General features: G+C 72.7%; 21 protein-coding genes. 5 read left to right on the top strand and 16 right to left on the bottom strand.

The window, feature by feature from the left end; translation table 11 throughout:
* Window positions 1-19: 19 nt before the first annotated feature.
* From AB0D44_RS29620 to AB0D44_RS29575, 10 genes are all read right to left on the bottom strand, one after another.
* Entirely contained in the window at window positions 20-160 is a 141-nt protein-coding gene (locus tag AB0D44_RS29620) for a hypothetical protein (protein WP_362596506.1), read from the bottom strand.
* Between the two features lie 13 nt (window positions 161-173).
* Window positions 174-917 carry an amino acid ABC transporter ATP-binding protein gene (locus AB0D44_RS29615; protein ID WP_362596504.1) on the bottom strand — a complete coding sequence of 248 codons (744 nt, stop codon included), beginning with the start codon at window positions 915-917 and terminating at the stop codon, window positions 174-176.
* A gap of 116 nt (window positions 918-1,033) precedes the next feature.
* Complete coding sequence (locus tag AB0D44_RS29610) at window positions 1,034-1,474, bottom strand: DUF6278 family protein (RefSeq protein WP_362596502.1); 441 nt, start codon at window positions 1,472-1,474, stop codon at window positions 1,034-1,036.
* 108 nt (window positions 1,475-1,582) lie between these two features.
* The gene (locus AB0D44_RS29605; RefSeq protein WP_362596500.1) at window positions 1,583-2,368 is read right to left on the bottom strand and encodes an exodeoxyribonuclease III; all 786 of its coding nucleotides are present in this window, start codon (window positions 2,366-2,368) and stop codon (window positions 1,583-1,585) included.
* Window positions 2,369-2,398: 30 nt separating this feature from the next.
* Complete coding sequence (locus tag AB0D44_RS29600) at window positions 2,399-3,031, bottom strand: MBL fold metallo-hydrolase (RefSeq protein WP_362596498.1); 633 nt, start codon at window positions 3,029-3,031, stop codon at window positions 2,399-2,401.
* Between the two features lie 188 nt (window positions 3,032-3,219).
* Window positions 3,220-3,810 carry a hypothetical protein gene (locus tag AB0D44_RS29595; RefSeq protein ID WP_362596496.1) on the bottom strand — a complete coding sequence of 197 codons (591 nt, stop codon included), beginning with the start codon at window positions 3,808-3,810 and terminating at the stop codon, window positions 3,220-3,222.
* Entirely contained in the window at window positions 3,807-4,997 is a 1,191-nt protein-coding gene (locus AB0D44_RS29590; RefSeq protein ID WP_362596494.1) for an ROK family glucokinase, read from the bottom strand. The genes AB0D44_RS29595 and AB0D44_RS29590 overlap by 4 nt, the downstream gene beginning before the upstream one ends.
* Complete coding sequence (locus AB0D44_RS29585; RefSeq protein ID WP_362596492.1) at window positions 4,994-5,890, bottom strand: ATP-binding cassette domain-containing protein; 897 nt, start codon at window positions 5,888-5,890, stop codon at window positions 4,994-4,996. The genes AB0D44_RS29590 and AB0D44_RS29585 overlap by 4 nt, the downstream gene beginning before the upstream one ends.
* On the bottom strand, window positions 5,860-6,894 hold the full coding sequence (locus AB0D44_RS29580; protein WP_362596490.1) for an ABC transporter permease: 1,035 nt from the start codon (window positions 6,892-6,894) through the stop codon (window positions 5,860-5,862). The genes AB0D44_RS29585 and AB0D44_RS29580 overlap by 31 nt, the downstream gene beginning before the upstream one ends.
* The gene (locus AB0D44_RS29575; protein WP_362596488.1) at window positions 6,891-7,871 is read right to left on the bottom strand and encodes a substrate-binding domain-containing protein; all 981 of its coding nucleotides are present in this window, start codon (window positions 7,869-7,871) and stop codon (window positions 6,891-6,893) included. Before AB0D44_RS29575 ends, AB0D44_RS29580 begins: the two co-directional genes overlap by 4 nt.
* A 169-nt stretch (window positions 7,872-8,040) precedes the next feature.
* Between AB0D44_RS29575 and AB0D44_RS29570 the strand changes: the two genes are divergently transcribed.
* Window positions 8,041-9,045, top strand: coding sequence for a Gfo/Idh/MocA family oxidoreductase (locus AB0D44_RS29570; protein ID WP_362596486.1), 1,005 nt, complete (start codon window positions 8,041-8,043; stop codon window positions 9,043-9,045).
* 64 nt (window positions 9,046-9,109) lie between these two features.
* Here the strand turns inward: AB0D44_RS29570 and AB0D44_RS29565 are convergent, their stop codons facing one another.
* A complete protein-coding gene (locus tag AB0D44_RS29565) occupies window positions 9,110-10,051 on the bottom strand; it encodes a DMT family transporter (protein ID WP_362596510.1) in 942 nt (313 codons plus the stop codon).
* A 164-nt stretch (window positions 10,052-10,215) separates the two neighbouring features.
* Here AB0D44_RS29565 and AB0D44_RS29560 point away from each other — a divergent pair, with 164 nt between their 5' ends.
* Window positions 10,216-10,584 carry a hypothetical protein gene (locus AB0D44_RS29560; RefSeq protein ID WP_362596484.1) on the top strand — a complete coding sequence of 123 codons (369 nt, stop codon included), beginning with the start codon at window positions 10,216-10,218 and terminating at the stop codon, window positions 10,582-10,584.
* 26 nt (window positions 10,585-10,610) lie between these two features.
* On the opposite strand, the gene AB0D44_RS29555 is transcribed toward AB0D44_RS29560, so the two are convergent.
* Window positions 10,611-11,231 (bottom strand): dihydrofolate reductase family protein, encoded by a 621-nt coding sequence (locus AB0D44_RS29555; RefSeq protein WP_362596482.1) that lies wholly within the window; start codon window positions 11,229-11,231, stop codon window positions 10,611-10,613.
* Between the two features lie 174 nt (window positions 11,232-11,405).
* On the opposite strand from AB0D44_RS29555, the gene AB0D44_RS29550 reads away from it, so the two are divergent.
* Entirely contained in the window at window positions 11,406-12,137 is a 732-nt protein-coding gene (locus AB0D44_RS29550; protein WP_362596480.1) for an SDR family oxidoreductase, read from the top strand.
* Window positions 12,138-12,198: 61 nt separating this feature from the next.
* On the opposite strand, the gene alc is transcribed toward AB0D44_RS29550, so the two are convergent.
* Together alc and allB are read right to left on the bottom strand one after the other, a co-directional pair.
* On the bottom strand, window positions 12,199-13,317 hold the full coding sequence (gene alc / locus AB0D44_RS29545; protein WP_362596478.1) for an allantoicase: 1,119 nt from the start codon (window positions 13,315-13,317) through the stop codon (window positions 12,199-12,201).
* 2 nt (window positions 13,318-13,319) lie between these two features.
* Window positions 13,320-14,663: an allantoinase AllB gene (allB, locus tag AB0D44_RS29540; RefSeq protein WP_362596476.1), complete on the bottom strand. Its 1,344-nt coding sequence runs from the start codon at window positions 14,661-14,663 to the stop codon at window positions 13,320-13,322.
* Between the two features lie 327 nt (window positions 14,664-14,990).
* On the opposite strand from allB, the gene AB0D44_RS29535 reads away from it, so the two are divergent.
* Together AB0D44_RS29535 and AB0D44_RS29530 are read left to right on the top strand one after the other, a co-directional pair.
* Window positions 14,991-15,794 carry an IclR family transcriptional regulator gene (locus AB0D44_RS29535; RefSeq protein ID WP_362596474.1) on the top strand — a complete coding sequence of 268 codons (804 nt, stop codon included), beginning with the start codon at window positions 14,991-14,993 and terminating at the stop codon, window positions 15,792-15,794.
* A 202-nt stretch (window positions 15,795-15,996) separates the two neighbouring features.
* Window positions 15,997-17,529, top strand: a complete 1,533-nt coding sequence (locus AB0D44_RS29530; RefSeq protein WP_362596472.1) for a hypothetical protein — start codon at window positions 15,997-15,999, stop codon at window positions 17,527-17,529.
* Here the strand turns inward: AB0D44_RS29530 and AB0D44_RS29525 are convergent.
* Window positions 17,519-18,199 (bottom strand): ABC transporter ATP-binding protein, encoded by a 681-nt coding sequence (locus tag AB0D44_RS29525; protein WP_362596470.1) that lies wholly within the window; start codon window positions 18,197-18,199, stop codon window positions 17,519-17,521. The genes AB0D44_RS29530 and AB0D44_RS29525 overlap by 11 nt on opposite strands.
* Window positions 18,196-19,281: an ABC transporter permease gene (locus AB0D44_RS29520; RefSeq protein ID WP_362596468.1), complete on the bottom strand. Its 1,086-nt coding sequence runs from the start codon at window positions 19,279-19,281 to the stop codon at window positions 18,196-18,198. The genes AB0D44_RS29525 and AB0D44_RS29520 overlap by 4 nt, the downstream gene beginning before the upstream one ends.
* Between the last annotated feature and the right edge of the window lie 32 nt (window positions 19,282-19,313).

The raw sequence follows: 19,313 nt of genomic DNA, 5'->3' as shown, positions 1-19,313 counted from the left end.
GCACCGAACGGCTCGTCCATCAGCAGCACCGGCGGATCGGCGGCCCGGAGCAGGGCAGGCCCGCGGGCTGCGGACCCTGGACCGGCGGGCCGCCGGCCCTGCCCCGGCCGGCGGCGGCCACGGTGATCAGGAGCACGGCGAGGGCGCGGATCGCGGTCATCGGGCGGGCCCCCTCAATGCTTCAGGATCTTGGAGAGGAAGTCCTTGGCCCGGTCGCTCTCCGGGGCGGTGAAGAACTCCTCCGGGGTCCGGTTCTCGACGATCCTGCCGTCGGCCATGAACACGACGCTGTGGGCGGCGGAGCGGGCGAAGCCCATCTCGTGGGTGACCACGACCATGGTCATGCCCTCGGCGGCGAGCTGCTGCATGACCTCCAGCACCTCGTTGATCATCTCCGGGTCGAGCGCGGAGGTGGGCTCGTCGAAGAGCAGCGCCTTGGGGTTCATGGCCAGGGCGCGGGCGATGGCCACGCGCTGCTGCTGTCCGCCGGAGAGCTGGGCGGGGAACTTGGCGGCCTGGTCGGCGAGGCCCACGCGCTCCAGCAGCTCCCTCGAGCGCTTGTCCGCCTCCTCCCTCTTGCGGCTGCGGACCTTGACCTGGGCGAGGGAGACGTTGGCGAGCACGGTCTTGTGCGCGAAGAGGTTGAAGGACTGGAACACCATTCCGACCTCGGCCCGCAGGTGCGCCAGTTCCTTGCCCTCGGCGGGCAGCGGCTGCCCGTCGATGAGGATGGTGCCCGATTCGATGGTCTCCAGCCGGTTGATCGCCCGGCACAGGGTCGATTTCCCGGAGCCGGAGGGGCCGATGATCACCACCACCTCCCCGCGGCCGACGGTGAGGTTGATGTCCTGCAGGACGTGGAGCGTCCCGAAGTGCTTGTTGACGTCCCGCAGCTCGATCAACGGATCGACGGCCATGCGCTGCCCTGCCCATTTGTCGGTGTCGAGGTCTGCGCAAACTATCCAGCCCGGGAAGGGCACTTCGCCTCGACACGCCTGGAGGGACATAAACGTCGCATAAACCTCTCCCGCGGTCAGGCTTCGGAGGCCTCCGCGTACGCCTGGCTGAGTTCGGGGGAGCCGGTCATCGCCCAGGACACCCCGGACTCGATGACGTTGAGCTCGCGGCCCGAGGCCAGCCGGATCACCGGCTGGCCGTTGGGCCACACCTGCCAGCCCGACCCCGGGATGGTGCGGATGATCACGGTCCCGAGGTAGAAGCCCGCGTCGTTGCCGAGCCACGGCACGATCTCGGGATCCCGCCGCCAGCGGGGCATCAGCTGGTCGAGGGCTTCCAAGGAGGCCTGGCTCTCGTCGAGTTCGAGGCCGGCCGCCCTTGCCTGGACCCGCAGCATCTCGCACTCCGAGAACAACTCGGCGACGCCCTCGGGATCATCGGCCAGTGCGGCGGCAAGACCCGCGGTCGGTTCCGTTTCGTGCCGGTTCAGCCAGTTGTCCAGGAAAGGGATGTTCATACCGCCCAGCGTCGCACCAGGATCCGCCGCTGGCCACAGGGCGCGCCTGGATCCGTGGGCCCGGATCGGGCCCCGGCGGCGCCGGGCGCCCCTGACGGCTGCGTTTCTCTACCGGTCGAAGTCGAGGTCGACGACGACCGGCGCGTGGTCCGACGCACCCTTGCCCTTGCGCTCCTCGCGGTCGACGTAGGCATCGGTGACGGCCTTGCTGAAGGACTCGTTCCCGTACACCAGGTCGATGCGCATGCCCCTGTTCTTCGGGAAGGCGAGCTGGCGGTAGTCCCAGTACGTGTACGGCCGGTCGTACTTGAGGGGGCGCGGCAGCACGTCGGAGAGCCCGGCCGCCCGCAGCGCCTCCAGGGCGGCCCGCTCGGCGGGGGTGACGTGGGTGAGGCCCGCGAACACCGCCGGGTCGTACACGTCCTCGTCGGTCGGGGCCACGTTGAAGTCCCCGAGCACCGCGAAGGGGCGGGGGCCGGCCGCGTCCTCGGCGACGGCGGCGGCCAGCGAGCGGAACCAGCTCAGCTTGTAGCCGTAGTGGTCGTGCTCGACCTCGCGGCCGTTGGGCACGTACACCGACCAGAGGCGCACCCCGCCACAGGTGGCGGAGATCGCGCGGGGCTCCTGGACCCCCTCGTAGTCGGGGCCGCCGGGCAGGCCCACGACCACGTCCTCCAGGCCGACCTTGGAGACGAGGGCCACGCCGTTCCACCGGCCGGTGGCGTTGACGGCCGACTCGTAGCCGAGCTCGCGCAGCTGCGCGTGCGGGAACTGCTCCGCGGTGCACTTGGTCTCCTGGACGCACAGGACATCGGGGCCTGCGCTCTCCAGCCAGGCCAGCAGGCGCGGCAGCCGGGCGGTGATGGAGTTGACGTTGAACGTGGCGATACGCATGCGTCCCAACCTACCGCCCGGCACCGACAGTCACAGGTCGGCGGTGTCGCCCGCGGAGAGTCGGCCGTGGTCGGTGCCCCCGAGGGCGTCCAGGGCCTTGTCGTAGATGGGCCGGGCAATGTCGGCGAGGTAGACGTCGTGGATGTCGATGGCCCGCCGCGGCTTGACCTCGCGCAGGTAGTCGATCACCTCGGCCACCTTGTTCCAGGGGGCGTGCACCGGGACCATCAGCGTGTCCACCGGCGCGTCGGGCACGGTCAGCGCGTCCCCGGGGTGGAAGAGCGAACCGTCGACCAGGAAGCCGACGTTGGTGATCCGCGGCATGTCCGGGTGGATCACGGCGTGCAGCTCGCCGTGCACCTGGACCTCGAACCCGGCGGCGGTGAAGGTGTCGCCGTGGCCCACGGTGTGCACCCGGCCCGGGTAGGCGGGGGCGAGCCGGTCGGCGACGCTGCGCAGGGTCCACAGCGCGGCGGCCGGATCGGCGTCGAGGGCGGCCCGCAGCCGGCCCTCGTCGAAGTGGTCGGGGTGTTCGTGCGTGACCAGCAGGGCCTGTGCCCCGAGGCCCGCGTCCGGTTCGCTGAAGGCGCCCGGGTCGATGACGAGCGTGCGCCCGTCCTTCTCCAGCTGGACGCAGGAATGCAGCCGCTTGGTGAGCTTCATGATCCCAGGCTAGTGCTCTGACCGGAAAGGTTTGCCGGTTCGCGGCGTCCGGTGCGGTGCATCGCAAGGCGGAGGGCCGCGGCTCGTACTGGACGTACGTGCGTGGCCGGACAACGCGGCGAGGTGCCGTGCCGGGCGTCGTGAGGCGGTGAAGCTTTCCGGTCAGAGCACTGGTCGCCGGGGCCCGGCTACGGGGTCGTCGTGGACACCACGTACACCTTGGGGTGCTCGGGGTCCGTGAGGTCGACCGTGACGTCCCGGGTGGGGCGCGGATCCTGTTGTTCCAGGGTGGTCTCGTACCAGGAGGCCGCCGGGCTCCAGCTCCAGCCCGCGACCTCGGAGTCGTGCGGGGAGATCGCGACCCCGGGGCGCAGCGCGTCCCGGCTGGTGCCGAGGGAGGCCAGGAAGGCGTCCAGGTCCGCCGGGGTCACGGCGAACTGCGTGAACAGCCGGCTCGTGCGCCAGTTGTTGGTCTCGAGGAACCCGACCCGCCAGGCCTTGGGAGGGATGGGCACCTCGTAGATGCTGCGCTGCACCTTGGACGGCCAGCCCGGACGCACCTTCGACGCGCCGATCCTGGCCGCCTTGTCGCGGCCGCTCTCGCGGCTCTGCTGGGTGGAGATGGCCAGGTAACCCGCGGGGACGCCGACCAGCAGCAGGATGATGATCGCGGTGACCCAGCGGCGTTTGACGACGTGCCGGCGGTCCTCGGCGGTGGGCTGCGGCCCGCCGCCCCCGTCGGGGGCGGCGGCCTGGCGGGGCAGGGAGGGCGGGGTCACTGCTGCTCGGTGTCCTTGGGGTCCGGGGCGTCCGTGGGACCGGCGGGCTCGCGCCGGCCCAGCTGCTGCGCGTAGCGCTCGTACCGTTCGTAGCGCTCGACGCGGCGGCGGGTGGCGCGCCGGAAGCGGCGGGCGACGAGCCGGGCCAGGTCGGCGGCGCCGACCATACCGGCCTCGGGGCCGAGCTGGGCCTTGGCGATCCGCGCCTCGGGCCGGTAGCCGCGGCCGGTGAGGTGGCGGCGGAAGGCATCGCGGGCGGGGCCGATCAGCAGGTCGTCGGCCGCACTGACGCCGCCGCCGATGACGAAGCAGGCGGGGTCGAGGGCCGCGGCCAGGTTGGCGATGCCGACGCCGAGCCACTGGCCGATGTCCTGGAGCAGTTCGACGCACATCGCGTCGCCCTCGCGGGCCAGCTCGGTGATGAGCGGCCCGGTGATCTCGGAGACGTTCCCCCCGACCCTGGCGATGATGTTGTACGCGACCGGCGAGTCGGCGGCGGCGAGCTCGCGGGCCTCGCGGACCAGGGCGTTGCCGGAGCTGTACTGCTCCCAGCAGCCGCGGTTGCCGCAGGGGCAGCGGTGCCCGCCGGGGACGACCTGCATGTGGCCGAACTCGCCGGCGACCCCGTACCGGCCGCGTTTGACCTGGCCGCCCTCGAGAATGGCCCCGCCGATGCCGGTGCCGAGGGTGATCATGACGAGGTGGTCCTCGCCGCGCCCCGCCCCGAAGCGCCATTCCGCCCAGGCGGCGGTGTTGGCATCGTTGTCGACCATGACCGGGACCGCGAGCCGGGACTGGAGCGCGTCGCGCAGCGGCTCGTCGCGCCAGGCCAGGTGGGGGGCGAACAGGACGCGGGAGCGGTCTGCGTCGACCCAGCCTGCCGCCCCGATGCCCACGGCGTGCACGTCGTGCCGGTCGGAGAGGTCCAGCACCAGCTCGACGATGGTGTCCTCGACGACCTTGGGGCTCTTGGACTTGTCCGGGGTCTCGGTGCGGATCTTCTCCAGGATGACGCCGTCGGCGTCGACGACCCCGGCCATCACCTTGGTGCCGCCGATGTCGATGCCGACGGTCGGCACCCGCGGGGCGGTCAGGTGCGAGCGGCGTTCACGGGTCCCGATGGTACGCAGGACGGTGCCCCGCGCCGCCCCCCGGTGGGCGAGCGAGAAGTCCCGGTACGTGCTCATCGAGTCGTGTCGTTCCTGTCGGCGGCGGAAAGGGGGCCGGATGCGGCGTCCGGACCTGATTCTGCCACCCGCTCCAGTTCGTGGCTCAGTTCGTCGAGCTCGGAGCCGCCCGCCATCTGGCGGGTGAGCTCGTCCAGGGTGATCGAGTCGCGGGTGTGGCTGCCCGCCATGGCGCCGCGCTTGAGGAGCACGAACCGGTCGCCGACGAGGTGGGCGTGGTGCGGGTTGTGGGTGATCAGCACCACGCCGAGGCCCGCGTCACGGGCGGCGGCGACGTACTTGAGGACCACGCCGGACTGCTTCACGCCCAGGGCGGCGGTGGGCTCGTCGAGCACGAGGACCTTCGCCCCGAAGTAGACGGCGCGGGCGATGGCCACGCACTGCCGCTCACCGCCGGACAGGGTGCCGATCGGCTGGTCCACGTCGCGCAGGTCGATGCCCATGCGCAGCAGCTCGGCGCGGGTGGTCTCGCGCATGAACGGCACGTCGAGGCGGCGCAGGGGGCCGCGGCCCTTGGTGGGCTCGGAGCCGAGGAAGAAGTTGCGCCAGACCGGCATCAGCGGGACGACGGCGAGGTCCTGGTGGACGGTGGCGATGCCGCGGTCCAGGGCCGCGCGCGGGTTGGCGAGGACGGTCTCCTCGCCCTCGATCTCGAAGGAGCCGGCGTCGTGCTGGTGCAGACCCGCGATGATCTTGATGAGGGTGGACTTGCCGGCGCCGTTGTCGCCCAGCACGCAGGTGATCTCGCCGGCGGAGACCTCCAGGGAGACGCCCTGGAGGGCACGGATGTTCCCGTAGTACTTGCTGACGCCGGTCAGCTTCACCAGGGAGGCCGCGCCCCTGTCTTCGGACACTGTCGTGGTCACTTCGCCTCCGCCCGCTTGCGGACCCATGCGTTGAGCAGCGTCGCGAGCAGCAGCATCGCGCCGAGGAAGAACTTGAACCAGTCCGGGTTCCACTGGGCGTAGACGATGCCGTTGCTGGTCATGCCGAAGATGAAGGCGCCGACCGCCGAGCCGATGGCGGAGCCGTAGCCGCCGGTCATCAGACAGCCGCCGATGACGGCCGCGATGATGTAGAGGAACTCGTTGCCGACGCCCTCGCCCGACTGGACCACGTCGAACGAGAGGAGGATGTGCTGCCCGGAGATCCAGGCGCACAGGGCGACGCCCATGTAGAGGCCGATCCGGGTCTTGACGACCGGGACGCCGGTGGCGCGGGCCGCGTCGGCCCCGCCGCCCACCGCGAAGATCCAGTTCCCGGCGCGGGTGCGCAGCAGGATCCAGGTGGCCACGGCGACCAGGGCCAGCCACCACAGGATGGTGACCTTCAGGGTGACCGAGCCGATGTTCCACTGCGAGGCGAACAGGGCGCGCGCCGAGGAGAAGCCCTCCATGTCCGCAATGGTCTTGGTGGAGACCGAACCGCTGATCAGCTTGGTGAAGCCGAGGTTCAGGCCGGTCAGCATCAGGAAGGTGCCGAGCGTGATGATGAAGCTGGGCAGTTTCGTACGGGTCAGCATGAAGCCGTTGAAGAAGCCGAGGGCCAGGGTGACCAGCAGCGACACCAGGACGCCGACCCACACGTTGGCGGTCATCTGGTAGCTGAACATCGAGCTCAGCAGCGCCGAGGTGGTGACCATGACACCGGCGGAGAGGTCGAATTCGCCGCCGATCATCAGCAGGGCCACCGGGACCGCCATGATCCCGATGGTGGAGGCGGAGTACAGCACCGTGCTGAGGCTGGACGCGCGCAGGAAGCTGTCGGCGGCGAAGGAGAAGAAGACGAAGACGGCGGCGGCACCGACGACGGCGCCCAGCTCCGGACGGCCGAGCAGCCGGCGGACCACGGAGGCGGGCGCGAGCCGCTCGTCCACGGTGGTGGCGGACGCGCTCATCGGCTTCCCCGCTTGATGAACTCCTCCAGCTTGGCGGCCTCGGCGCCGGTGACGATCTGCGGTCCGGTCAGCACCGGACGGCCGCCGCCGAGCGTGTCCCCGTTGTAGCGGTAGAGCCACAGCAGGTCGACCGCCTCGTAGCCCTGGAGGTAGGGCTGCTGGTCGACGGCGAACCCGAGGGCGCCCGACTTCAGGTCGCGGGCGACGGACTCGTTGAGGTCGAAGGTGTCCACCTCGGCCTTGCCGGCGGCCGCCTCCTTGGCCTTGATCGCGGTCGGGGCGAAGGGGGCGCCGAGGGTCAGGATCGAGTCGACCGACGGGTCCGCCTGGAGCTTCGCCTGGATGGCCGCCTGCACGGAGGGCATGTTGGTGCCCTCGACGTACAGGTTCTCCATGGTGCCGGAGAAGGTCTTCTTCGCCCCGGCGCAGCGCTGCTCGTGGCCCACGTTGCCCTGCTCGTGCAGGACGCAGACGGCCTTCTTGCGGCCCCGCGCGGTCAGCTCGGTGCCGACCGCCTCGCCCGCGATCTGCTCGTCCTGGCCGATGTGGGTCAGGGCCCCGTACTCGGCGGACTGGGCCGATCCGGAGTTGACCGTGACCACCGGGATGCCGGCCTTGACGGCCTTGCCGATGACGTCCTTGAGCGCCTCCGGCTTGGCGAGGCTCACGATGATCCCGTCGACCTTCTGGTCGATGGCGTTCTGCACGAACTGGGCCTGCTGCTGCGCCTGGTCGTCGTGGGAGTAGACGAAGTTGATGTTGTCCTTCGCCGCGGCCTCCTTGGCGCCCTTCTGGACGATGTCCCAGAAGGTGTCGCCGTCACCCGCGTGCGTGACCATCGCGAAGGTCCAGCGCGGGGTGGAGACGGCCGGCCGGCCCGCCTCGGCGGCCTTGGCCCGCTCCTCGGCGCGCTTGCCGCCCGTACTGCTGCAGCCCGCGAGCGAGGCTCCCAGTACCGCCGCGAGCACGGCGCCCACGACGCGTACCCCTGTCCGAACCCTAGCCACGTCGCCGCGCCCTTCCCTCGTCACCAATTCGGTCATTCCGGTTCCAGCCGCTCAGTATCCGCCACAGTGGACCATGCAGGCTCATCGGGGCATGCCCGGGCAGATTGACAGGTCCCCCGTACGGGGTCAGGTTGAGTGCATGCGCATCGGGCTCATCGGGACGGGCCGGATCGGGTCCTTCCACGCGGCGGCGCTGGCCCGCCACCCGCAGGCGGGCTCGCTCCTGCTCGCCGACGCCGATCCCGCGCGGGCGGCGCGGCTGGCCGACCGGCTCGGGGCCACCGCCGCGCCCTCCGTGGAGCAGGTCTTCACCTGGGGCGTCGACGCGGTGGTCGTGGCCTGCGCGACGGAGGGGCACGCGGAGCTGGCCGTACGGGCGGTGCGCGGCGGGCTGCCGGTGTTCTGCGAGAAGCCGCTGGCCCCCGACCTGGCCCGGACCCTGGCCGTACTGCGCGAGGTGGAGGCCGCCCGTGGCGAGCTCCAGGTGGGCTTCATGCGCCGCTTCGACGCGGGTTTCCGCACGGCCCGGGAACTGGTCCGCTCGGGCGCCCTGGGCCGGCTGCACACCGTACGGACCATGACGGCCGATCCGGCTCCCCCGCCCGCCGCCTACCTGGCGACCTCCGGCGGGCTGTACCGGGACTGCCTGGTGCACGACTTCGACATGGTCCGCTGGGTCACCGGGCACGAGGTGAGGGAGGTGTTCGCGGCCGGGTCGGACGCGGGTCCGGCGGCGTTCCGGGAGGCCGGCGACATCGACACCGCGGCGGCCGTGCTCACCCTGGACGACGGGACCCTGGTCACCGCGACCGGCACGCGGTGCAACGGAGCCGGGTACGACGTGCGGATGGAGCTGGCCGGGGAGCTGGACCAGGTCTCGGCCGGGCTGGACGACCGTACGCCGATCGCCTCGACCGAGCCGCAGGGCCCGCCCCCGGCGAGGAAGCCGTGGACGGGGTTCCTGGAGCGGTTCGCCCCCGCCTACGAGGCGGAGCTGGCGGCCTTCGTACGCCTGGTCCGCGGCGAGGGCCCCAACCCGTGCGACGGCCGGGAGGCGCTCGCCGCGTTCCGGATCGCGGAGGCGTGCGAGCTCTCGCGCCGCGAAGGGCGCCGGGTCCGTCTGGAGGAGCTCCCGGATCGGTGAGCGGGTGGCCATCGGGCCACCTTAGGGCCGCCGTTCCTCCGGGATGGGGAGCGGTTCCGGACAATCAGCCGACGGCCCGGCGTCCCCATGCCGTACCGGCGAGCACGAGGACGGCGCCCGCGAGGCCGACGGGGCCCAGGTGCTCCCCGCCGATGGCGATGCCGGCGGCGGCAGCCCACAACGGCTCGGTGCCGAGCAGCAGGCTGACACGGGAGGGCGAGGTCCGGCGCACGGCCCACATCTGCACGAAGAAGGCGAAGAGCGTGCACAGGACGGACAGGAAGACCAGGCCGGCCCACTCGGCTGCCCCGAAGCCGGCGGCCACGGCCCAGGGGCCGTCCCCGGTGCCGGGTACTGCCGCCAGGACCGCGAAGACGAGGACGGCGGCGCCGAGCTGGACGGTGGTGAGGGAGAGCGAGTCGGCCTCCTGGACGGCCTTGATGCGCGCCGTCAGCAGCACGTTGAGGGTCCGGGCGAGGGCGGCGCCGAGCATGAGCAGGTCGCCGGGGCCGGGCGCGGTGAACCCGCCGCCCTGGGTGAGCAGCACGACCCCGGCTACGGAGACCGCGGCGGCGGCGAGGAACCCGCCCGAGGGCAGCTGCCTCTTCACGGCCGCCTCGGCGAGCGGTGTGAAGATCATGGTCAGACTGATGATCAGCCCCGCGTTGGTGGCGGAGGTGTGCACGACCCCGTAGGTCTCCAGGAGGAAGATCCCGCCGAGGACCAGCCCCAGCAACCCGGCGCCGCGCAGCTGGGCGGGGGTCAGCGCGCGCAGCCGCCGCCACCCGGCGACGGCGAGGACGGGCAGGACGAGCCCGAAGCGCAGGACGAGCACGCCGATCACGGTCTGGGTGGTGGTGATGCCCTTGGCCGCGAGATAGCTGCCGCCCCAGACGACGGCCACGGCCAGGACGGGCAGGTCGGCGAGCCGGGCGGCGCGGCGGGGAGCGCTGCCGGATGCGCTGTGGGAGGCGCCGCGGGGGGCTTCGAGGGCGGGCGGGGTCACGGTCACGGGACTGTCTCCAACGGTCCGGAAGGAGTGGAGACTTCGGCGGCTCGCACGCGTGCGGGCCCACCGTACCGGAGCCGATCTTGCCGGTCGACTGATATGCGCACCTGCCGGTCGACTGATGTGCGGACTTGTCCGACCGGCCCCGTAGCATCGGGGACATGGCTGATCTCTACGCCCTGGACCTGGCCTTCGACCTCGTGGAGAGCACCCCGGACGCCGTGGTCGCGGAGCTCCGCGGCCAGCTGGCGCCCGAGGGGCTCCTCGGTACCCGGGGCCCGGCGTGGCGCGTCGGGGGCATGCTCGTCGGCGAGTTCGGCCCCGACGACCGCGGCGGCTGGGCCCTGACCAGCCGCCAGGAGATCCACGCGGAGCAGCTCCCCGACCTGGAGGACCTCCTGCTGCTCCTGGCACCCCACATCCGCCCGCCGGGCCCGGTCGGCCGCATCCGCCACTACGAGCGCGAGTCCCCGGACCTGCTCGTCCTGCGCGAGCGCCGCGTGGTCCAGCTGGCACTGGACCCGCGCTAGGTGTCTGGTCGGGCCCGGGACCGGGCTCAGTCGTCGAGGAACGTGCCGAAGGCGGCCCGTCCCTTCGTGCGGTAGGTGTGGATGGCGATCCCGCTGGACGTCGTACGGGAGCCCGTCAGTTCGAAGGCCGTCGGCAGCCCGCCGGTCGGGAACAGCCGGCGCCCGGCGCCCAGGAACACCGGGAAGACCTGCAGGTTCAGCTCGTCCACGAGGTCCCTGGCCAGCAGCCATTGCGCGAGCTGCCCGCTGCCGTGCACCTGGAGCTCTCCGTCCAGGGCGTCCTTGATGCGGACGATCTCGCTCTGCAGGTGCTCCCCGTCGATCACGGTGGCCGGCCCCCAGGCCGGCTCCTCGAGGGTGGTCGAGGCCACGTACTTCGGCAGCCGGTTCAGGCCGCCGGCGACGGGGTCGGCGGGGTCGTCGTGCTGCGGCCAGTACGAGGCGAAGATCTCGTAGGTCCGCCGCCCGAGGAGGAACGCCCCGGCCCGGTCGAAGACCTCGGTGACGAACTCCCCCATGCCCTCGTCGGCGTAGGGCACCACCCAGCCCCCGTACGCGAACCCGCCGCTGGGGTCCTCCTCGGGGCCGCCGGGCGCCTGCATCACGCCGTCGAGGGTCAGAAAGGTGGTGAGGGTCAGCTTGCCCATGACTCTGCGCTCCTGGCTCGGTCGTCCTTGACGCGTTACACGCATTCAGACTCCCGGACCCCCGAAAACTCATCGGTGCGGCGCGCGAAGAACGCCGCGTCCGATTCCTGCCAGCGGCGGGTCACCGGCTCCGATTTCATTGAAGACGAAACAACTTCAACGGAGGAGGACGGCATGAACGGGTCTGTGGCACTGGTGACCGGGGGAAGCCGCGGGATCGGGGCGGCGAGCGCGCTGCGGCTCGCGGAGGACGGGTTCGACGTCGTGGTCACGTACGTCAACGACGCGCAGGCTGCCGCGGAGGTGGTCGGCGAGGTGGAGGCGCTCGGGAGGCGCGGGATGGCCGTACGGGCCGACGCGGGCGCCGCGACCGGTGCCGGGACGGCGGTGGAGGAGACCGTACGGGGCTTCGGGCGGATCGACGTCCTGGTCAACAACGCCGGGGTGGGCGTACTCGGCCCCCTCGGCGAGCTGACCCCGGCCGAGGTGGACCGGGTGCTCGCGGTCAACGTCCGCGGCGCGTTCCTGGCGGCCCGGGCGGCGGCCGGGCGGATGGGCTCCGGCGGCCGGATCATCACCATCGGCAGCTGCATGGCCCAGCGGGCCGCGAGCCCGGGCGGGACGCTGTACGCGATGAGCAAGTCGGCGCTGACCGGGCTGACGAAGGCGCTGTCCCGGGAACTCGGCGGTCGCGGCATCACCGCGAACCTCGTGCACCCCGGGCCGGTGGACACCGACATGAACCCGGCGGACGGACCCTTCGCGCACCCGCAGGCGGCACTGACGGCCCTGGGCCGCTTCGGCACCGCGCGGGAGGTCGCGGCGATGGTGTCCTTCCTGGCCGGGGAGGGGGCCGCCTACGTCACGGGCGCGGAGTTCGCCGTCGACGGCGGCTACGCGGCGTAGGGCGGGAGACAGCGGAACGCCCCGGGAGTGTCGGCTCCCGGGGCGTTCACGGACGGGTGCGTCAGGCGCCCAGTTCCTGGTGGCGGGCGGCGTGCGCGGCGGCGCCGGACTCCGTCAGCGAGCCGTGCAGGCGCAGGCGGGAGAAGCCGCCGTCCGGGAAGATGTCGATCCGCACGTGCGTGCCGACCGCCGGAGTGTCCAGCACGAAGCGGTGGTTGGTGTCGGGCTGCAGGCGGGTGCGCGGCAGGAACTCCGTCCACTCGCCCTCCTCGCCCGTCTTGATGGACAGCGAGGCCCAGCCGGCCGAGTTGCCCTTGAGGTAGGCGGTGTCGATCTCGACCGCGCGGATCTCGGACTCCGCGACGAGCTGGTAGCGGATCCAGTCGTTGCCGTTGTCGCGGCGGCGGGCGGTCTCCCAGCCGTCGTCCATCTTGCGGGAGCGGCCCGGGTTGATGGTGTTGGTCGGCGGGGAGTAGAAGCGGTTGGACGCGTCCTGGACCGAGCCGCCGTTCTCGAGCGCGACGACGTCGAAGGTGCCGAGCGTGGCGAGCCACTGCGGGTCCGGGACGACCTCGCCGTAGACGCGCAGGCGGGCGATGCCGCCGTCCGGGTGCTGGTTGACGCGCAGGTGCGTGAAGCGCTGCTCGGCGGTCACCTCGAAGCCGTTGGCCGCGTGGCCGCCGACCGTGGTGCGCGGGACGAGCACGGTCCACTTCACGTCGTCGGCGAGGAGCTCCTCCGGGGTCGGCGCGAGGGCGCCGTCCCAGTTGGTGCCCTCGATGGAGACGGCCTGCGGCATGTTGCCGCGGAAGTGCGCGGTGTCGACGACGATGCCGCGGATGACGCCGGGGGCGCCCAGGCGTACGAGCGCCCAGTCGTGGTCCTCGGCGGTCGGCCAGGGCTGGGTGGCGGAGACACCGCGGCGGCGGCGGGTCTCCCAGCCGTCCATGATCTTGCCCTTGTGGCCGAAGTGCTCGGGGTCGAAGTGCGCGGCCTCGGCGATGAGCAGGTTCTCGCGCTGGGCGAAGAACTCGTCGTTGGCAGCGATGACACCGGCGCCCAGCTCACGGGCGGCGAGGTTCGCGTACTGGGTGAACGGGAAGTCCGCGGTGCGGTAGTCCGCGTACGGGTCGCCGCCTCCGTACGGGTTCGCGTTACCGGTGAAGGAAGGAATCGCCACTGTCAGTTCTGCCTTTCGAGGAGGAGGCCCGTGGGCTCGGTCGGGGTGCCGTGGTCGGCGATCTGCGTACCGCGCAGCCAGGTGGACTTCACGACGCCGTGCAGGGTCTTGCCGGCGTAGGCGGTGATCCGGTTGCGGTGGTGCAGCTCGGCCGGGTCCACAGTGAACGTTTCTTCAGGGGCGACGACGGCGAAGTCGGCGTCGCGGCCCACCTCGATCGCGCCCTTCTGCGTCAGTCCGGCGAGGGCGGCCGGGGCGGCGGACATCCAGCGCACGACGTCCTCCAGGCTGCGGCCGCGGCGGCGCGCCTCGGTCCAGATGGCGGGCAGGCCCAGCTGGAGTGAGGAGATGCCGCCCCACGCGGTGGCGAAGTCACCGGTCTTGAGGTCCGCCGTGGAGGGCGAGTGGTCCGAGACGATGCAGTCGATGGTGCCGTCGGCGAGCGCGTCCCACAGGAGGTCCTGGTTGGCGGCCTCGCGGATGGGCGGGCAGCACTTGAACTCGGTGGCGCCGTCCGGGACTTCCTCGGCCGTGAGGGTGAGGAAGTGCGGACAGGACTCGACGGTGATCCGGACGCCCTCGGCCTTCGCGGCGGCGATCAGCGGCAGGGCGTCGGAGGAGGACAGGTGCAGGACGTGGACGCGGGCGTCCAGCCGCTTGGCCTGGGCGATCAGGTTCTCGATCGCGGTGTTCTCGGCGTCGCGCGGGCGGGAGGCCAGGAAGTCGGCGTACTTGGGGCCCGGGTTCTGCGGCGCGGAGTCCAGGTGGTGCGGATCCTCGGCGTGCACGATCATCAGGCCGCCGAAGCCGGTGATCTCGGCGAGCGAGGCGGCGAGCTGCTCCTGGTCGAGCTCGGGGAACTCCTCCACGCCCGAGGGCGACAGGAAGCACTTGAAGCCGTAGACGCCGGCGTCGTGCAGCGGGCGCAGGTCCTTGACGTTGTCCGGCAGGGCGCCGCCCCAGAAGCCGACGTCCACGTGTGCCTTGGCACGGGCGACCTCCTGCTTGACGCGCAGGTTGGCGGTGGTGGTCGTCGGCGGCAGGGAGTTCAAGGGCATGTCGAGGATGGTGGTGATGCCACCGGCCGCGGCGGCGCGGGTCGCCGTCCAGAAGCCTTCCCACTCGGTGCGGCCCGGGTCGTTCACGTGGACGTGGGTGTCGACCAGACCGGGGAGCAGGACGTCGTCGCCGAAGTCCTCCAGCCGGGCTCCGGCCGGTACCTCGGCCTCGTACGCCAGCACGGCCGTGATCTTCCCGCCGGCGACGGCCACCGAAGCGGCGCGCGTCCCCTCGGGGGTGATGACGCGCGTCGAGCGCAGTACCAGTTCCACAGCCACGTCGGACACCGGAACCTCCCCATCTACTTCCACAGAGCGAAATTCAACGTTCTGTTGACGGAGTCTTCACGGCGATCGAGAGCCAGTCAAGAGTGCCCGGACGGACCGCTGACACGCCCGCACCGCGATTGGATGTTTCCACAGGATGGAATTAAGATTTCGCTATACAGAATGTAGCTACCACCACCGGGGGACGGGAAGGTAACTTCCCGAGGACGTCCACCACTGGGACAAACCGCCTCTGACCGGCGGGGACGGCACCGCCCCTGCTCTAGGGCCGAAGCCGACCGACCGGTAGGCTGCTTTCTTGCCTGCCAGCACCGAAAGGACCGCGCCGTGCCGACGTCCAGCGCCAGCACCACCGACGCTTCCGCCAAGTCCACCGCCGCCAGCGGTGGCGTCCAGTCCCTTGAGCGCGCCTTCGATCTGCTCGAACGCATGGCCGACGCCGGGGGTGAGGTCGGCCTCAGCGAGCTCTCCGCGGCCAGCGGACTGCCGCTGCCCACGATCCACCGTCTCATGCGCACGCTCGTCGCATGCGGCTATGTCCGCCAGCAGCCCAACCGACGGTACTCCCTCGGGCCCCGGCTGATCCGCCTCGGCGAGTCCGCGTCGCGGCTCCTGGGCACCTGGGCCCGCCCCTACCTCGCCCGCCTGGTCGAGGAGACCGGGGAGACGGCGAACATGGCCCTGCTCGACGGGGACGAGATCGTCTACGTCGCCCAGGTGCCGTCCAAGCACTCCATGCGCATGTTCACCGAGGTCGGCCGCCGGGTCCTCCCGCACTCCACCGGCGTGGGCAAGGCGCTCCTCGCCCACACCCCCGCCGAAGAGGTACGGGCCCTGCTCGCGCGCACCGGCATGCCCGCGGCGACCGAGAAGACCATCACCACGCCCGAGGGCTTCCTCGACGCTCTGGAGCAGGTCCGCAAGGCCGGCTACGCGGTCGACGACAACGAGCAGGAGATAGGAGTCCGCTGCCTGGCCGTGTCGGTGCCGAACTCGCCGACCGCCGCCGCGATCTCCATCTCGGGGCCGGCCGGCCGGGTGACCGAGGCCGTGGCCGAGTCCTTCGTGCCGATCCTGCAGGGCGTCGCCGCCGAGCTGTCCGTGGCCCTGTCCAGCCAGACCCCGGCTTAAGGGCGCGTCCTGCCGGCCGGGCCGGGCTCACGGCGCCCGGCCCCCGACCGGGCAGGACGCCGCCCGGACGCGGGCCGGCACGGCAGTGCCCGCCCCCACGGGGCCGGCTGCTGCGCCGACTGCCGGTCCGCGATGGCGGGGCGCGCCCCGGCAGGGCAGCGTGGTGGGCACCTGCCCCGCCTCTCCGCCCCGAGGTCCGCCCATGGCCCCGACCCCCGTCACGGCGCCGAGCCCGCCCGATGCCCCGCGCCAGCCCGCCGACGGCGGGGGCACCGGCCGTCGGCGGGCTCTGGCCTGGCTGGCCCCCGTCGCCGCCGCCTACGCCGCCGCCCAGCTGCTCCTGGCCGTGCCGGGCACCGGACTCGGCTGGGACGAGACGGTGTACGTCAGCCAGGTCGCGCGCGAGGCTCCCGCCGCGTTCTTCAGTGCCCCGCGCGCCCGCGGGATCACCCTCCTCGTCGCCCCCGTCCCGCTCCTCACCCCGTCCGTGCTCGCCCTGCGGATCTACCTGGCGCTTCTGTCCGCGGCGGCGCTCCTGCTCTGTCTGTGGGTGTGGCGGCGACTGGTGCCCCCGCCCGTGCTCGCCCTGGCCGGGGCCCTCTTCGCAGGCCTGTGGCCGACCCTGTTCTACGGTCCGCAGGCCATGCCCAACCTCTGGGTGGCCTTCGGGGCGCTCCTCGCCGTCGGCTGCTTCCTGCGGGCCGCCGACGACCCCGGCGACCGCCCCGCGCTCGGCGGACTCGTCGCCGGAACCGCCCTCGCCGCACTCATGCGCCCCTCCGACGCGGTCTGGCTCGCCCTGCCCCTGGCGTGCGCCGCGGCGGCCGTCCGCACGGGGCGGCGGCCCGCGCTGCTCGCGGCGATCGCCGCCGGGGCGCTGCTCGGCGCCGCCGAGTGGGTCGTCGAGGCCGAACTCCGCTACGGCGGGCTGCTCACCCGGCTGCACCGCGCCGGGCAGATCCAGGGCGGCCTCGGCTGGAACCCGGCCTTCGGCGACCACCTGCGCGCCCTGGGCGGCCGTACGCTGTGCCGCCCGTGCGACGTGCCCTGGTCCGAGCCCGCCACGGCCCTGTGGTGGTTGGCGCTGCCGCTGCTCACCGCGGGCGGGATCGCGGCCGCGTACCGGGCCGGGCGGCTGCGCCCGGCCCTGGTGACCACCGCGACCGCGCTGTCCCTGGCGGCGCCGTACCTGCTGCTGGTCGGGTATGCGGCGCCCCGCTTCCTGCTGCCCGCGTACGCCCTGCTGGCCCTTCCCGTCGCCCTGTGCCTGGCCCGGCTCCTGGCCCGGGCCCGCACCCGTCCGCTCGCCCTGGGGGCGCTCTGCCTGGCTTTGGCGGCGCATCTCGCGCTCCACCTCGCGGTCACCGCCACGCTGGGCGCCCGCAGCAGGGCCAACCTGGCGGCCTTCACGGCCGTGGTCGCGGAACTGCGCCGCCAGGGCGTACGGCCGCCCTGCGTGGTCAGCGGCGGGGAGGCCGTCCGGGTGGCGTTCCTCGCGGGGTGCGCCTCGCGCCAGGTCTACGGGGACCACGACGGCAGCATCACGCCCGCAGGGCTCGCCGCCCTCGCCCGCACCCGGCCCACGGCCGTCCTGGTGGCGGCCGGGACGCCGCCGCCGGCGTGGGCGCGCGGCTGGCGGCCGCTGCCCCTGCCGGCCTTCCCGGGCCTGCGCGGCCGCCTCGCGTACCTGGCCCCTTCGGCCCGTCCCCCCGGCGGGCCGGGGGCTACGCGGTGACCGGGACGGTGAGGCGGCCGTCGGCCATCGTCGCCGTACGGTCCATCCGCTCCAGGTGGGCGTGGTCGTGGGTGACCAGCACCGTGGCGGTGGAGCGCTCGCGGGTGAGCGCGACCAGCAGGTCGAGCACGGCGGCGCCGCGTTCGTGGTCGAGGGCGCTGGTCGGCTCGTCGACCAGCAGCACGGCGGGCTCGTTCATCAGGGCGCGGGCTATGTTGACCCGCTGGCGCTGGCCGCCGGAGAGCTGGTGGGGGCGCTTGTCGGCCTTGTCCGCCAGACCCACCGCGTCCAGCAGCTCCAGCGCCCGGCGGCGCACCGCGCGCGCCGGCCGCCCCGAGAGGTGCGCCATGACCTGGAGCTGTTCGGCGGCGGTCAGCGAGGCCGGCAGGTTCGGCTGCTGGAAGACGATGCCGATCTTCTCCCGGCGCAGGGCCGACTTCTCGGCGGCGCTCAGCCCGGCCGTGTCCCGGCCGGCGACGACCACCCGGCCGGAGTCCGGGGTGACCAGGGTGGCGGCGACGGCGAGCAGGCTGGACTTGCCGGAACCGGAAGGTCCGATCACCGCCGTCAGCGCGCCGGCGGGCACTTCAAGGCCGACCGCGTCGAGCGCGGTGAGCCGGGAGTCGCCGTCGGGGTAGGTGAGCGTGACGTCGTGGAGGAGCAGGGTCATCGGGCGCTCCCGAGGGCGGTCAGCGGGTCGACGGAGGTGATCCGCCGGACGGACAGGGCCGCGCCCAGCACGCCGAGCGCGATCATCACGGCGGCCGGGACGAGCACGGTGGCGGCGTCGAGGACGAACGGCACGTTCCCGCCGCTGATCAGCGTCCCGAAGCCGACGGCCAGCGCCGTGCCCAGCCCGGTGCCGACGGCGAGCATCACCAGGGCCTGGCCGAGGGCGTCCTTCAGGAGGTAGGGGGTGGAGGCACCCAGTGCCTTCAGCACGGCGATGTCCCCGCTGCGCTGGATGGTCCACACGGTGAAGAAGGCGCCTGTGACCAGGGCCGAGATGGCGAAGAGGAAGCCGCGCATCAGCTGGAGCGAGCCGTTCTCGGCCTGGTAGGAGCCTATGGCGCCCAGGGCCTCGTCCACGGTCAGGGCCCTGGTGCCGGCGGCCCGGTCCGCGGCGGACAGGTCGATGCCCTCACCCGCGACGGCGACGACGGTCGCCAGGGTGTCCGGGGAGGTGCCCGGGTTGCCGATGCGCTGCCAGTCCTCCAGGTCCATCCAGACGACCGGCGTGTGGCTGTAGGCGGCGGTGCCAAAGACCGCGGCCACGGCCAGTTCGAGCGGACCGATCTTCAGCTCGGCCCCGGCGGTGAGACCGCCGAGTTCCTTCGCGGCCTTCTCGGTGAGGACCACCCGGCCCCGGGTGACGCCCGCGCCGCGCGGAGCCAGCCCCCCGGCCGGCTCCACCCCGAAGGCGGACACGGCGGCGGTGCGCTCCCCCGATACGGCGTTGGCGGTACGGATGCCGAGCGGCTCGGCTGCGCTCACCCCGGGCCGCGCCCGCCAGGCCCGCCAGGCCTCCCGGGGCACCTGGGAGTTGGCGAAGGACACCTTCTGGTCACCGGAGGGCGCGGCGAACGCCAGGTGGGTGGCGGGCAGCCCGGTGACGGCCGAGACGTTCTCCCGGGCCAGGCCGGAGGTGAGTCCGGACAACAAGCCGACCAGCAGCGTGATCAGCAGGACGACCGAGCCCATGAGGGCGAACCGGCCTTTCGCGAACCTTAGGTCTCTCCATGCGACGAACATGTCCCCCACCTTGGTGTTCCGCGTGGACACAC

The organism is Streptomyces sp. NPDC048349, from assembly GCF_040651925.1.
Lineage (GTDB): Bacteria > Actinomycetota > Actinomycetes > Streptomycetales > Streptomycetaceae > Streptomyces.
Note: the sequence above shows the minus strand (reverse complement) of the source record. Positions and strands in the feature narration are given on the sequence as shown.